This is a genomic window from Enterobacter sp. 6722112 (genome assembly GCF_058661685.1).
Window position 1 is genome coordinate 1,249,556 of the sequence record NZ_JBZWGR010000007.1, and the last position, 14,223, is coordinate 1,263,778.

The 14,223-nt window shown below is 57.3% G+C and carries 10 protein-coding genes; 6 read left to right on the forward strand and 4 right to left on the reverse strand.

Annotation, left to right across the window (positions count from 1 at the left end; all coding sequences use genetic code 11):
* From etsC to AC4OVU_RS07480, 4 genes are all read left to right on the forward strand, one after another.
* Positions 1-1,371, forward strand: a complete 1,371-nt coding sequence (etsC, locus tag AC4OVU_RS07465; protein ID WP_032620024.1) for a macrolide efflux RND transporter outer membrane subunit EtsC — start codon at positions 1-3, stop codon at positions 1,369-1,371.
* 184 nt (positions 1,372-1,555) lie between these two features.
* Positions 1,556-2,932, forward strand: coding sequence for a glycoside hydrolase family 1 protein (locus AC4OVU_RS07470; RefSeq protein ID WP_023296169.1), 1,377 nt, complete (start codon positions 1,556-1,558; stop codon positions 2,930-2,932).
* A gap of 51 nt (positions 2,933-2,983) precedes the next feature.
* Positions 2,984-4,306, forward strand: a complete 1,323-nt coding sequence (locus tag AC4OVU_RS07475; protein ID WP_023296170.1) for a PTS sugar transporter subunit IIC — start codon at positions 2,984-2,986, stop codon at positions 4,304-4,306.
* Positions 4,307-4,320: 14 nt separating this feature from the next.
* The gene (locus AC4OVU_RS07480) at positions 4,321-5,037 is read left to right on the forward strand and encodes a GntR family transcriptional regulator (RefSeq protein WP_110292717.1); all 717 of its coding nucleotides are present in this window, start codon (positions 4,321-4,323) and stop codon (positions 5,035-5,037) included.
* Positions 5,038-5,078: 41 nt separating this feature from the next.
* Here AC4OVU_RS07480 and ldtB read toward each other — a convergent pair whose 3' ends face one another.
* A complete protein-coding gene (gene ldtB / locus AC4OVU_RS07485) occupies positions 5,079-5,999 on the reverse strand; it encodes a L,D-transpeptidase (protein WP_015571042.1) in 921 nt (306 codons plus the stop codon).
* A 222-nt stretch (positions 6,000-6,221) separates the two neighbouring features.
* On the opposite strand from ldtB, the gene AC4OVU_RS07490 reads away from it, so the two are divergent.
* A complete protein-coding gene (locus AC4OVU_RS07490; RefSeq protein WP_003858434.1) occupies positions 6,222-7,817 on the forward strand; it encodes an ABC-F family ATPase in 1,596 nt (531 codons plus the stop codon).
* A gap of 86 nt (positions 7,818-7,903) precedes the next feature.
* Here the strand turns inward: AC4OVU_RS07490 and AC4OVU_RS07495 are convergent, their stop codons facing one another.
* On the reverse strand, positions 7,904-10,267 hold the full coding sequence (locus AC4OVU_RS07495; protein WP_129541528.1) for a glycoside hydrolase family 31 protein: 2,364 nt from the start codon (positions 10,265-10,267) through the stop codon (positions 7,904-7,906).
* Positions 10,268-10,284: 17 nt separating this feature from the next.
* Positions 10,285-11,586 carry an MFS transporter gene (locus AC4OVU_RS07500; protein ID WP_110292719.1) on the reverse strand — a complete coding sequence of 434 codons (1,302 nt, stop codon included), beginning with the start codon at positions 11,584-11,586 and terminating at the stop codon, positions 10,285-10,287.
* 286 nt (positions 11,587-11,872) lie between these two features.
* On the opposite strand from AC4OVU_RS07500, the gene AC4OVU_RS07505 reads away from it, so the two are divergent.
* Positions 11,873-12,946 (forward strand): LacI family DNA-binding transcriptional regulator, encoded by a 1,074-nt coding sequence (locus AC4OVU_RS07505; RefSeq protein WP_032653065.1) that lies wholly within the window; start codon positions 11,873-11,875, stop codon positions 12,944-12,946.
* Here the strand turns inward: AC4OVU_RS07505 and AC4OVU_RS07510 are convergent.
* Positions 12,943-14,199, reverse strand: coding sequence for a DUF1479 domain-containing protein (locus AC4OVU_RS07510; protein WP_491928650.1), 1,257 nt, complete (start codon positions 14,197-14,199; stop codon positions 12,943-12,945). The two genes, AC4OVU_RS07505 and AC4OVU_RS07510, sit on opposite strands and share 4 nt — an antisense overlap.
* Positions 14,200-14,223 lie beyond the last annotated feature (24 nt).

The following is a 14,223-nucleotide window of genomic DNA, read 5'->3' on the forward strand; positions in this document are numbered from 1 at the left end:
ATGAAAATATTATCCCCTTTAACGGTATGCCTTGCTGTCCTGCTTAGTGCTGGCTGCGCCGACTCTCTGAAAAGCGACTATCAGCCTCCTGAGGTGAAATATCCTGCCAACTGGTATCAGGCGGATGCTGCGGAGGAGAGGATGCCGTTCGACTGGCAGGCCTTTAACGATCCAGACCTCGACGGCTGGCTGCGGCAGGTGATGGTGCGCAATAACGATGTCGCTGGAGCAGTATTGCGTGTTTATCGCGCCCGCCTGGAAGAAGAGCGGATTGGCATCACAAACGATCCGGGACTAAAAGGTTCGCTCGCGCTTGACGGTAAAAAACAGCTGAACAGCTCAGCCCACTGGAGCAGGGGCAGCGTTGCCAGTATTAATACCAGCTATGAGCTGGATCTGTGGGGCAAAATAGCGCGGCAGCGCGATGCGAAGGCGTGGGCACGTTTTGCCTCGGAAGAAGATCTGCGTTCTGCACGCCTGACGCTGCTTTCAAATGCCAGTAATAATTACTGGCGCTTAGGCTTTATTAACCAGCAGCTGTCTGTCCTGCAACAAAGCATCGACTATGCAAAAGAGACGCTGCGCCTGGCTAACGCGCGTTATGCCGCGGGCGGTGCCTCCTCTCTGGATGTTGTGGATGCTCAGCAGGGCGTGCTTTCGCAGGAAAACAGGCTGGCGGCGTTGAAGAATGAACGTTTACAGGCGCTCAATCAGCAAGCCGTTTTGCTTGGAACCGCGCCGGGCAGCGCGATAGTCGAACCGAAAGCGTTACCAATGGGACCACTGCCGCAGGTCAGTGGAAAGATCCCGGTCAACGTGCTGCGGCATCGACCCGATATCAGCGCTAAAGAGTGGCGGGTACGGGAAGCATTGGCCACCGTTGATGTCCAGCGTACTGCATTTTATCCAGCGTTTAGTCTGACCGGCTCGCTTGGCACCAGCAGCAGCAGCCTTATGGCCTTCCTGGAAAATCCTGTAGGCTCTGTTGGAGCAAACCTGACCCTGCCGTTCCTGGAATGGAGAGAAAGGGGCATGGACGTGAAGATTGCCCGCAACGACTACGAGCAACGGGTTCTGGAGTTTAAACAGGAACTTTACAAGGCGATGAGTAGCATAGAAGATGCGCTTGCTTTGCGTCATCAACTCCTGGAACAGGAGACGCTTCTACGTGAAGGCCTGGAACTGGCGAAAAAATCAGAGAGGCTAAACGAAGTTCGCTATCGCCAGGGCGCGGTGCGAATTTCTTTCTGGCTTGATGCTCAGGAGAAACGCCGTCAGGCCGAACTGGCACTGTATGAAAATCGCTTTAACCAGTTAAATAATCTGGCAAAAATCTATATGGAGTTCGGCGGTTCGGTATCTTTCCCCTGAATTGCGCAGACTCATTTACGTCTGGCAGCAATATGACTTGCTGCCAGGGCGCAGTTCGCAAGACATCCCTCGTCATTATTCAAACCCATCTCACAAAAATCGTTCCTCCCCTTTGATCGAAATTTCATCTCCGGCTATATGACTAGTCATATCATTTAAATGACTAGTCATATAGGAGGCAACCATGAATCAATCACTGCCAGCCAACTTCTTATGGGGCAACTCGGTGTCGAGCATGCAGACGGAAGGGGCCTGGAATGAGGGCGGAAAGGGGATGTCGGTGTACGACATTCGCGAAGCCGGTGAAAATATCTCTGACTGGAAAGTGGCCACCGACTCCTACCACCGCTACCGGGAAGATTTCGACCTGATGCAGGATCTGGGCATGAACTGCTACCGCTTCCAGATCTCCTGGAGCCGCGTCTGCCCGCAGGGTGACGGCGATTTTAACGACGAGGGTATCGCCTTTTACGACCGCTTTATCGACGATCTGATCGCCCGCGGTATCGAGCCGATGGTCTGCCTCTACCATTTCGATATGCCGCTGGCGCTGGCGCAGGAGTACAACGGATTTAACGATCGTCGCGTGGTGGAGGCGTTTATCCGCTACGGCAAAAAGATGATCGACTGCTACGGTGACCGGGTGAAGTACTGGCTGACCTTTAACGAGCAGAATATTTTCCACATGCCGATAGCCTTCCGCATCTCCGGCTATATGAAGGGGGAGGAAACCCTGCGCGAGCTGTACGAAGTGCAGCATCACACCATGGTGGCGCACATGGCGCTGACCGAGTACCTCCACCAGACTAAGCCGGGCAAGCTGATGGGCGGCATGCTGGCGCACCAGCTGATTTATCCGGCCACCTGCAAACCGCGTGACATCTTCTGCGCCCAGCAGTACGACGAATTCCTCAACCAGAACCTGCTGCGCGTCTTCGCGGGCCAGGGCTACAGCCCGGCGGTGATGGCGGTGGTGGAGCAGGAAGGCTTCGGCGATATCTACCGCGCAGACGATCTCGCGCTGTTTGCGCGCACGAAGAACGACTTTATGGCCTTCAGCTACTACGCCAGCAAAACGCTGGACAGCGATGCCATCCCGGAAGGCACGCCGGTGAACTATTACCTGCTGCACGGCGAGAAAAACAATCCGTACCTGAAGGCCACCGAGTGGAACTGGCAGATCGATCCGCTGGGCTTTCGCACCATCATCACCCGCTATGCCAACGACTGGCGGATGCCAGTATTCCCGATTGAGAACGGGATTGGGGTGATTGAGTCCTGGGATGGCGTAAACCCCATAGAGGATACCTACCGCATCGACTACCACCGGGCGCATATCGAGGCCATGAAAGAGGCGATGTTCGAGGACGGGGCAGAGGTATTGGGCTATCTCGGCTGGGGGTTGATTGACATTCTCAGCTCCCAGGGTGACATGCGCAAGCGCTACGGCGTGGTCTACGTCAACCGTGAAAACCACGACCTGAAAGACCTGAAGCGCGTGCCGAAGAAGAGCTATGCGTGGTTAAAACAGGTAATCCATACCAACGGACGCGAGATGTAAGCCGTACGCTGCCGGGCCGTTTTTGTGACTGATTGATGGGAACTATCCGCTATGTCTGAAACAAAAATAACACCGCACATGCAGTCTTTTGTCGATAAATTTGTTGAGTTCTCGGCGCGCCTGGCAAACCAGGTGCATCTTCGCTCCCTGCGCGATGCCTTCGCCACGGTAATGCCGATTTTCATCCTTGCCGGTCTGGCGGTGCTGGTGAATAACGTGGTGTTCCCCTGGATCTTAGAGGGCGACACGCTCACGCAGTTTAAGGTGTGGGGCGAGGCGATCATCAACGGCACGCTGAACATCGCCGCGCTGCTGCTGGCGCCGATGATTGCCTGGTCGCTGGCGCGCAACAAAGATTTCGACAATCCGGTCTCGGCAGTGGTTATCGCCGTCAGCAGTTTCATCATCATGATGCCGATGCGCTTACAGATTACTCCCGTCGGCAGCGACGCCACGGTAAACGTTACCCAGGTGCTGACGTTCGCCAATATCGGTTCCACCGGGATTTTCGCCGGGGTGCTGATTGGGCTGCTCTCAACCGAGCTGTTTATCGCCATTTCACGGCTGAAGGCGCTGCACATTTCGCTGGGGGAGAACGTACCGCCAGCGGTGAGCAAATCCTTTACCGCGCTGATCCCGACGATCCTCACGCTCTCCCTGTTTGCGGTGCTGGCGGCTATACTGGCGAACGTGCTGCACACGGATCTGATCCATCTCATTACGACATTTATTCAGCAGCCGCTGCGGCTGATCAACACCAGCCTGCCCGGGACGATCTTCATTTACAGCTTCGGTAACTTCCTGTTCACGCTCGGTATTCATCAGTCGGTGGTCAACAGCGTGGTGCTGGAGCCATTTCTGCTGATCAATACCAATGAGAATATGCTGGCCTTTGCCAACGGCCAGCCGATCCCGCACATCATCAACAACATCTTTGTGCCGACCTTTGGCATGGTGGGCGGGACGGGCAGCACAATCTCATTGCTGATTGCTATCTTCATCTTCTCAAGACAGAAATCAGCGAAGCAGGTGGCGCGTCTGTCGCTGGCGCCGGGTCTGTTTAACATCAACGAGCCGGTGATTTTCGGCCTGCCGATAGTCTTTAACCTGCCGCTGATGATCCCGTTTGTGCTGCTGCCCGCTATCGGGATTTACTTTGCGTGGCTCTGTACCACGCTGGGGCTCATGTCGCGCTGCGTGGTGATGATCCCGTGGACGACCCCGCCGATCCTCAGCGCCTGGCTGGCGACGGCGGGGGACTGGCGGGCGGTGGTGGTGCAGTTGGCAATCATCGTATTTGGTGTATTCTTCTACCTGCCTTTCCTCAAAGTTGCCGAGCGAGTGGCGTTGAAAAACAGCGGGACAGAACACTAATTTAAGGAAGGACGATGGCGGCGAAGTACATCACCATAGCGCGGGAAATTAAGAAACGCATTATCACCCAGCAGTACGCCGCCAATGAACCTCTGCCGGACCAGTTCGCGCTGGCGGCGGAGTTCAGCACCAGCCGGATGACTATTCAGCAGGCGATGCGTCAGCTGATCGTAGAAGGGCTGGTTTATACCCGACAGGGGCAGGGCACGTTCATCCGCAAAAATTTCCTCCAGCTTTCCCAGTGGGATCTCTCCGGCAGCGACTACTTCGGGGCGACCAAAACCTGGGAACATTTAGGCACGGTGACGAGTCAGGTGGTGCACTTCGAACTGCGCTTCCCGAACGAGAAAGAGCAGGCGTCGCTGATGATAAATCCGGATACGCCGATCTATGACTTTATCCGTCTGCGTTTACTGAACGGTGAGCCGATGTCTCTGGACGCTACGGTAATGCCGCTCAATCTGGTGCCCGGTCTGAACAAAACCCATCTTGAAAGTTCGGTATTCCGGTATGTACAGGAGACGCTGGGGCTGAAGATCATGGGATCGTATCGGGTGGTGCGGGCGCTGAAGCCCAGTACGCTGGATATGCAACACCTTGTCTGCGAGCCAACCGACCCGGTGCTGGAGGTAGAGCAGGTGATCTATCTTGAAGATGGTACGCCGCTGGAGTACGCCCATTGTCACTATCGCTATGACCATGGCGGCATCGTTATCGTGAATAACGGATAAAAAAAAGCGGGCCCCGCGGCCCGCTTTTTTAATTCTCACGATTAGTTCAGACGCACCGGCATACCGGAACGGTTCTGAATCGCCTGATCAACGATGGTCGTGTCAACATCCGCCTGAGAGGTGACGGACTGCACCGCGCTGGTCAGCTTAATCGGTACGATTTCGTTGTTGTTGATCTGATCTTCGCTGGTGGACAGCGGGTTATGCACTTCAATGTAACGGCTGCCGTCCGGCTCTGACGTCGCTTTCACCGGTTCGTTAATGAACTGCACGCGCGTACCGACCGGCACGTTATCGAACAGGAATTTGATGTCTTCATTACGCAGACGCACGCAGCCGTGGCTTACGCGCAGGCCGATACCGAAGTTGGCGTTAGTACCGTGAATGGCATACAGACGTCCAATGTACAGCGCGTACAGACCCATCGGGTTATCCGGGCCGGCAGGCACAACGGCTGGCAGCGGTTCGCCGGCAGCAATGTACTCAGCGTGCATTTTGGCGGTCGGCGTCCAGGTTGGGCCCGCTTTCTTACGCTCCACTTTGGTGGTCCAGTTCAGCGGAGTGTCTTTACCCAGCTGACCGATACCGATAGGCAGCACGATCACGGTGTTGGTGCCTTTCGGGTAGTAATACAGACGCATTTCGGCGCTGTTAATCACGATACCTTCGTGCACGGTATCCGGCAGGATCAGCTGCTGTGGAATGTTGAGTACGGTACCCGCTTTCGGCAGATACGGGTCAACGCCCGGGTTCGCCTCCAGCATGTTCGACAGACCGAGCTGATACTGCGCCGCGAAGTATTCCAGCGGCTGAGAGTTCCCTTCCGGCACCGTCACCACCTGGTTTTCACCCACCAGACGGCTTCCGTCTGTCGGCAGGGGATACGTCACCGCAGACGCGGTCTTACAAAAACCTACTACGGCTAACGCCGCCGCAAAAAGCGTTGTTAATTTCATGTTCATGTTATGCGAGGTATCTAAGCCATTCTGGCGATGAGTTGATAAGTCTGAATCGGTAATGGGAGCGCATTATATGTGCATTCCCGTTAACTGGGAATTCAGATGTGTACGAAATCACATTTTTTTCGATTTTGTTAAAGTTTAGTGGATTACCGCAACACGGGATCTCAATTCGGAATTGTGGCATAATGCCGCGTTTATCACACTTTTCGCAGGAATCTCTCCGTGTTAGTTACCAGCAACGTCACTATGCAGTTTGGCAGTAAGCCGCTGTTCGAAAACATTTCCGTCAAATTTGGCGGCGGCAACCGTTACGGCCTGATTGGTGCCAACGGTAGCGGAAAATCCACCTTTATGAAGATCCTCGGCGGTGACCTGGAGCCAACGCTCGGTAACGTGTCGCTCGACCCTAACGAGCGCATCGGTAAGCTGCGTCAGGATCAGTTCGCCTTCGAAGAGTTCACCGTGCTCGACACCGTGATCATGGGGCACGCGGAGCTGTGGGAAGTGAAGCAGGAGCGCGATCGTATCTACGGTCTCGCTGAGATGAGCGAAGAAGACGGTTACAAAGTGGCCGACCTGGAAACGCAATACGGCGAAATGGACGGCTACTCTGCGGAAGCGCGTGCGGGCGAACTGCTGCTGGGCGTCGGTATTCCGGTTGAACAGCATTACGGCCCGATGAGCGAAGTCGCGCCAGGCTGGAAGCTGCGTGTGCTGCTGGCACAGGCGCTGTTCTCTAATCCGGACATCCTGCTGCTCGACGAACCGACGAACAACCTGGACATCGACACCATCCGCTGGCTGGAGCAGACGCTGAACGATCGCGACAGCACCATGATCATCATCTCGCACGACCGTCACTTCCTGAACATGGTGTGTACTCACATGGCGGATCTGGACTACGGCGAGCTGCGCGTTTATCCGGGCAACTACGATGAGTACATGACGGCGGCAACCCAGGCGCGCGAGCGTCTGCTGGCCGACAACGCCAAGAAGAAAGCGCAGATTGCTGACCTGCAATCCTTCGTCAGCCGCTTCAGCGCCAACGCCTCTAAATCGCGCCAGGCAACGTCGCGTGCCCGTCAGATCGACAAAATCAAGCTGGAAGAGGTTAAAGCCTCCAGCCGTCAGAACCCGTTCATCCGCTTCGAGCAGGACAAGAAGCTGTTCCGTAACGCGCTGGAAGTGGAAGCCCTCACCAAAGGTTTCGATGAAGGCCCGCTGTTCAAAAACTTCAACCTGCTGCTGGAAGTGGGCGAGAAGATAGCTATCCTCGGCGCCAACGGCGTGGGTAAATCCACTATGCTGAAAACCCTGGTCGGTGAACTGCAACCGGATAACGGTACCGTGAAATGGTCTGAAAACGCGCAGATTGGTTACTACGCGCAGGACCATGAATATGAGTTTGAAAACGATCTGACCGTCTTCGACTGGATGAGCCAGTGGAAGCAGGAAGGCGACGACGAGCAGGCGGTACGCAGCATTCTGGGGCGTCTGCTGTTCAGCCAGGACGATATCAAAAAGCCCGCCAAAGTGCTCTCCGGTGGTGAAAAGGGCCGTATGCTGTTCGGCAAGCTGATGATGGAAAAACCGAATATTCTGGTGATGGACGAACCGACCAACCACCTGGATATGGAATCTATTGAGTCGCTGAACATGGCGCTGGAGATGTATCAGGGCACCCTGATCTTCGTCTCTCACGACCGGGAGTTCGTCAGCTCGCTGGCGACCCGCGTGATCGAAATTACGCCAGAGCGCGTGGTGGACTTCACCGGTAACTACGAAGATTACCTGCGCAGTAAAGGTATCGAGAGTTAAAAAAATAGCCGGGTGGCGGCTTCGCCTTACCCGGCCTACGTTCTATCCCCTCTCCCTGTGGGAGAGGGTGAGGGCAACAGGCCGCACTATACCACCCACTCGCCCCCTTCAACCCCGTTCACCCGCAGCGTACGTTTTTCCCCCGCCGGTAATGACACCTTCAGCGCCTTCCATGCCGGACGATAGTCGCCGCGCGCATTCACCTTCAGGTTGATACTTGCGCCGTCGCACACCATCTCCCATTCCACCCACAGCGCATTGCCGTTCTGGTAGCCCCAGCTTTCGCCGTCATCCTCAAACAGCAGCCCGGCGGTGGTGCCGACGCCTTTCACCGGGAACAGTTTCAGCTCACGGGTATCATCTTTATCGGCGCTCACGTGACGGATGCGTTCGCTGAGCGGCAAACCGGCCCCGGCGCGTACCAGCAGCGGCAGCTTTTCCAGCGGCGCATCAAGGACGATCGCTTGCCCGCCCGCATACCACGCGTGGGTGTAAAAATCGTACCAGCCGGTTTCGTTATCCGGCAGCCAGACGCGGCGCTCGCGCTGCCCGGCTTCGACGACGCTGGCCACCAGCAGGTCACGGCCCAGCAGGAAGTCGTCGCACTCTTCAAAGGTCTGTGCATCGTGCTCATGATCGAGGAAGGTCGGGCGCAGCATCGGCTCGTCGTCGGCGTGCGCCTGCCAGAGCAGGGTGTAGAGATACGGCAGCAGGCGGTAGCGCAGTTCAATGGCGCTGCGAATCGCAGGCGTGACGCCCGGGTACATCCACGGCTCGTTCACCGTGTGATCATCGTTCCACGAGTGAATGGTAAAGCGCGGGTGCATCACGCCGTTCTGTACCCAGCGCACGAACAGCTCGGCATCCGGCTTGTCGCCGGAGAAACCGCCGACGTCGTGACCGACGTTGAACAGTCCGGACAGGCTCATGCCCAGCCCCATGCGGATGTTATAACGCAGGGTGTCCCAGTTGGTGCGGTTGTCGCCGCTCCAGGTCTGAACGTAGCGCTGCATCCCGGCGCAGCCGGAGCGGGAGATCAGATACGGACGTTTCTCCGGAGCAAAGCGCTGCTGCGCTTCCAGCGAGGCGCGCATCATCAGCAGCGGCATCACCGGGCGAATGTGCTTGATGGCGATTTCCTGACCGAAGCCATAGCAGCGCGCTTCCCCGTCCCACACTTCATACTCGTTGTTGTCGTTCCAGGTGGAGTCGATGCCCATCTCCAGCAGCTGCGTGGTCACGCCGTGCTGCCACCACTGCACCGTCTGCGGGTTGGTGAAGTCGAGATGCGATCCTTCGTCATCCCAGAAGCTGGAACGTTCAGGCGCATCGGTTTCTGAATCACGAATGAACAGGCCGCGTTCCGCCACTTCGCTGTAGCGGGGATGATCCTGCAACAGACACGGCTTGATGTTGGCCGCAAGCCGCAGCCCCGCGTCGTGGAACGCCTGGCTCATCACCTTCGGCTGCGGCACTTTGTCGTAGTTCCAGTTAAAGACGTAGCGCTTGCCGTTAATCGAGGTATAGCCGGAGGAGAGCTGGAACGAGTCGCACGGAATGGCATGCTCATCGCACAGGCGGATGAAGTTCATCAGCTGGTTTTGCGCGTCCGGCGCGTCGGTGTAGTGCATGGTCGAGCCGCTGTAGCCCAGGCTCCACTTCGGTCCGAACAGCGTTTTCCCCGTCAGGCGCACGAAGGCTTTGGTCACGTCCAGCACGCGCTTGCCGGTGAAGAGGTAGTAGTCAATATCGCCCGCTTCCGCCTGCCAGCGGCGGTAGGCGGTGTGATAGTTGTCGATCTCGTTACCCAGATCCAGCCAGCAGCTGCTCAGGTTATCGTAGAACAGGCCGTAGCTCACGTCATCGCGACGGGTGAGGGTGAACGGGATGTGCTTGTAAAGCGGATCGGTGCTGGCCGCGTTATAGCCCATCGCGTCCAGGTTACGCATCTCATAGCGTTTGCCGTTGCGCTGTAAATCACCCGCTTTCTCACCCAGACCGTAAAAACGTTCATCCTTACGACGGCTAAGATAGTGCGCCACGCCGTCACCGTGGGCGTTCAGCAGGTAGGCGCTGGTCGGGCGGTCATTGACCAGCGGCTGCCACTCGCCCGCCTCATTGCGGTAGTGCCACTCCAGCCACAGCGGCTGGTGGACGGTGACGCGCAGCTGTTCAGTCGCTACGGTTAACGTGTCGTCCTGCTGCGTCAGCGTCCAGGCAGGGCAGGTGAAGCCGCTGACATCGTCACGACGGCGGCCTTCCCACGGCACATCTTGTTCCGGCGCGATGCTCCAGGTGCGGTTCAGCGCCAGCTCGCCTTTACGTTTGATCAGCACACGGAACAGATTCTCTTCCAGCACATACAGACACAGGCGGTGCTGGTTATCGATTAGCAGTTCCAGATGATTCGCCGACTGCGTATCGACGGTCCAGTTTTTCAGGGTTTTCATATGCAATACATCCACTATCAGGCGCGCTTGGCGCGACGTTCAGCAATAAATGCTACCAGGAAGACAGCGCCAATCAGGTCAAAGAAGCCCATGGCAATAAAAAGCGGGTTAAAGCCGATTTTGTCGGCGGTCACCCCAATCAAAAGGGAGAACAGGAAGCTGGCGATCCACGCCGCCGAGCCGCGCATGCCGTTGACGGTCGCCATCTGGCCTTTGTCGAACGACTCCACGACCAGGGCGCTCAGCATGCAGGAGATGATCTGGTGCCCGAAGCCGCCGATGGAGATCAGCACGATGGTGATATACGGGTCGCGGGTGATGGCCACGATGCCCAGCGAGATCATCAGGAACGCGCCCGTCACGGAGCTGGCAACGACCGAGTTAACGCGGGAGCAGCCGAACAGACGCGTGTAAAGACGCGTCAGGTAGCCACTCGCCACGCTGCCGAGGTCGGCGGCCAGGAACGGCAGCCAGGCGAACATCGCGATCTGCTTCAGGTCCATGCCGTGCTCTTTGGCGAGGTACAGCGGCACCCAGAAGCTCAGCACGGCCCAGGCCGGTTCCGCCATAAAGGCCGGGATGGCGATACCGTAGAACCGTTTGTTCTTCGAGACGGTTTTCAGCGCGGTCAGGAAGGGCAGTTTGACCAGCGCAGGTTCGTTATCCTGCTTGATAAACGCCAGCTCATCGCGGCTCAGGTTTGGGTGCTGTTCCGGGTTGTGATAAAACGCCCACCACAGGATCACCCACAGCAGCGCCAGCACGCCGGTAAACATAAACGCACCCTGCCAGCCGAACGACGCGTGAGCAAAGTAGATGATAGGCGGGGCCAGCATGGCCCCAATGGAGAAGCCTACCCCCGCCCAGCCTGCGGCAACAGGGCGCTCTGATTTCGGGAACCATTCACCGATGGTTTTGGCGTTCGCTGGCGTGGCGGCGGCCTCAGAGGCACCCATAAAGAAGCGCAGAATCGCCAGGTGCAGCCAGCTTCCGGCACCCGCGTGGAAGATACACATCAGCGCCCAGATCCCGGCGCAGACCATAAAGCCGATTTTCAGGCCGATAACGTCAATCAGCCAGCCGCACAGGGGCTGGAAAATGGTGTAGGCGATCTGGAACGCGCCGACGATCCAGGAGTACTGCTCGGTGGTGATCCCGAGGCTCTCTTTCAGTTCAGGGGCGAGAATACCTAACGAATTACGGGTGATGTAGTTAACGGTCACGCCGAGAAGAAACAGCACCAGTACGTACCAGCGCAGGTTCCTGATGACGCGACGTGTTTTGCTTGTCGCTACGGTGTTATTGATGTCCTGACTCATTTTCTTCTCCACAAGACGGACGGTAAGGGGACAAAGGTTCAGGTGTCACACAGCGTCAGGCGTTTGAAAGTTATCTGTTTTAGAGCGCTAAGCTGCTATACAACTAGTATGGAAGTTGTGTGACAGGTTCACCTTAAGAAAGAAATTGGGCAGGGAATAGTGGATTTTGTGCAAAATTTCTCATAACCGAGGTTTAATTTTCGGCATTATGGCCTTCTTGCAAGTTATTACCTGATAAACAAGTTGTGAAAATTTTTTCATTTCACATCCGGAGCCAGATCACAAAATGGACAAAAGGCTTAAAATCACCGAAATCGCCGCCCGGACGCAGCTCTCCATCAGCACCGTTTCTCGCGTGCTGGCGGGGAAGGCAAACACCAGCGAAAAAGCACGGGCAAAGGTGCTGGCGTGCGCGCGGGAGCTGGGGGTAATGGACGGCATGGCGGCGGGGCGTCTGCTGCTTAACAGCCTGGTGGTGTTTGCCCCGCAGCGGGCGTTTGACGAGCGGTCCGACATCTTTTACTACCGTGTCATCCAGAGCGTGAGCAAAGGGCTGGCCTCGCACGAGGTGCGTCTGCGCTACTGTGCGCTGGAGGAGAACGACAGCGATGCCCAGCTGTTTCTGGCCCGCATGAACGAAGCGGACACCCAGGCGGCGATCCTCCTCGGTATCGACGATCCGCATATCCACGATCTGGCGGTAGACGTGGGCAAACCCTGCATGCTGATTAACTGCCGGGACCGCCACATGCGCCTGCCCGCCGTCGCGCCGGATCATCGCGCGATTGGCGAGCGGGCGGCGGAGTACCTGTTCGAGATGGGGCACCGGGAGGTGATGAACGTGCTGTGCCTGCGTCGCTACACCATGGAGCTGCGCCTGTCCGGGATCCGCGACGCGTGGCACGGTCATAACCTCAGGTTCAGCGACAGGCGCGACCTGCTGATGGTGTCCAGCTTCAGCGCCAGAGAGACGGAGCAGCTGGTAAGCGAGTGGCTTCACCAGCAGAAAGGGAAGGACCTGCCGACGGCGTTCCTGGTTGGTGGCGATTTTATGGCGGCGGGGACCATCAGCGCGCTGCAAAACCACGGTCTGCGCGTGCCGCATGATGTCTCGGTGATGAGCATCGACGGCTTTAATCTCGCGGCGATTCAGGATGTGCCCTTAACCGCGGTACATGTTCCGCGTGATGAGCTGGGAACGGAAGCGGTGCATATGCTCCAGCAGCGGCTGATGCGCCCGGATGCGCCGGTGGGAACATTGCTGCTAAACGGCACGCTGACCGTGCGGGAGTCGGTACGGCGGATACGTCAGGGGAAACGACGCACCGCCGTTGAGCGGGAAGGGCTGTATGACGGTTAAGCCATGCCCAGCGCGCGCCTGCCGTGGATGTTGAGATCGTTCACGGTAAAGCGGCCCTGCCAGCTTTTCTCATAATCCTCGCGCGGGAAATCGCCCGGTGACGCGCCGGTTTCCAGCGCTTCCTTGACCTTTTTCGCATAGGCGAGATTCTTCTCGCACATCGGCGCGGCAGGAATGTACATCACGTTGCCCCAGCCCTGCTGATTTTCCACCGGCGCGACGGAGTGGATCACATCGCAGTGCCACCACACGGAATCACCGGCTTCCAGCGCCGGAATGCTGGTTAACGCTTCGATCAGCAGCGGGTGCCACTTCTCAGAAATCGGCAGCACGCGCCCCGGCGCCACGCCGCACAGCTCGTCTTCCGGCACGTCGTCCAGCAGCGGACGCAGCAGAATGTAAGCCATTGCCTCCGGGATCGGCACCACGTGCAGCAGCCCCTGGCCGGGGATCATATCCGACAGCGCCGTCCAGCCCTGGAAGGTGCGGAACACCGAGCATTTGGTGGTGTTATCGACGGTGTACTCTTCCACTTCGGTACGATGCGCGGCATTCCACGGATCGTATTTCTCGACGTTGCCGTCAAACACGCGGGCGAACACCTGCTGATAAGCGGGCAGCAGCCAGCGCTCCAGCGCGCCAGAATCGGTGTGTGCGCCAAGTCCTTTCGAGGTGGTTCCCGGCGGGCGGCGGCGGATGCGGTCAGGGTAAATCACGCTCACGTCCGGGTCGAACCACTGTTTACCGTTGCTCTCAAATGTCCATAAACGGTTCAGGAATGACTGTACCTGCGCCATCTCTTCACTCTGGCGCGCCTGCATTTGCGCCTGAGACCAGTAGATCGGATAAATCTCCGGACGAGAGGCCGTTAAGGTGCCGAAGAAGTTATCGCCGGGTCCTTTGTACACCTCGTCAAATTTGTTCAGATCGAGGTAGTCGAGCATCGACTGATCCCACGCCAGCGCCTGCTCGCGCGGGAAGTGGCCTTTGATCACCCCGCAGCCGCGACGTTTAACGGCTTCGCGCTGTTCGGCGGTGATCGTGCCGTTTTTCACGTCGGCAAAAGGGATCACTGGCCAGACGGTTTCGCCTTTGTTTTTGAGAGCGTTGATTTCCGCCACGCGGGTGGCGATTTTATCGCTGAGCCGGTCGAACACCGCCTGCACGTCGCCGATCTGCGCGCATAATTCACGTTTCATCTGACGGATTGCCGCTTTATGGTCCGCTGGCAACGTTTCGCTGGTAAAGGTCATAACTGCCTCGCATCTTTCATTCGA

What these genes read in the sequence shown, in the direction of transcription:
- AC4OVU_RS07500 (WP_110292719.1), bottom strand. Translation starts at nt 11,586, where the DNA reads ATGAGTCAGGACATCAATAACACCGTAGCGACAAGCAAAACACGTCGC.
- AC4OVU_RS07475 (WP_023296170.1), top strand. Translation starts at nt 2,984, where the DNA reads ATGTCTGAAACAAAAATAACACCGCACATGCAGTCTTTTGTCGATAAA.
- AC4OVU_RS07495 (WP_129541528.1), bottom strand. Translation starts at nt 10,267, where the DNA reads ATGAAAACCCTGAAAAACTGGACCGTCGATACGCAGTCGGCGAATCAT.
- AC4OVU_RS07480 (WP_110292717.1), top strand. Translation starts at nt 4,321, where the DNA reads ATGGCGGCGAAGTACATCACCATAGCGCGGGAAATTAAGAAACGCATT.
- AC4OVU_RS07510 (WP_491928650.1), bottom strand. Translation starts at nt 14,199, where the DNA reads ATGACCTTTACCAGCGAAACGTTGCCAGCGGACCATAAAGCGGCAATC.
- AC4OVU_RS07470 (WP_023296169.1), top strand. Translation starts at nt 1,556, where the DNA reads ATGAATCAATCACTGCCAGCCAACTTCTTATGGGGCAACTCGGTGTCG.
- etsC (WP_032620024.1), top strand. Translation starts at nt 1, where the DNA reads ATGAAAATATTATCCCCTTTAACGGTATGCCTTGCTGTCCTGCTTAGT.
- ldtB (WP_015571042.1), bottom strand. Translation starts at nt 5,999, where the DNA reads ATGAACATGAAATTAACAACGCTTTTTGCGGCGGCGTTAGCCGTAGTA.
- AC4OVU_RS07505 (WP_032653065.1), top strand. Translation starts at nt 11,873, where the DNA reads ATGGACAAAAGGCTTAAAATCACCGAAATCGCCGCCCGGACGCAGCTC.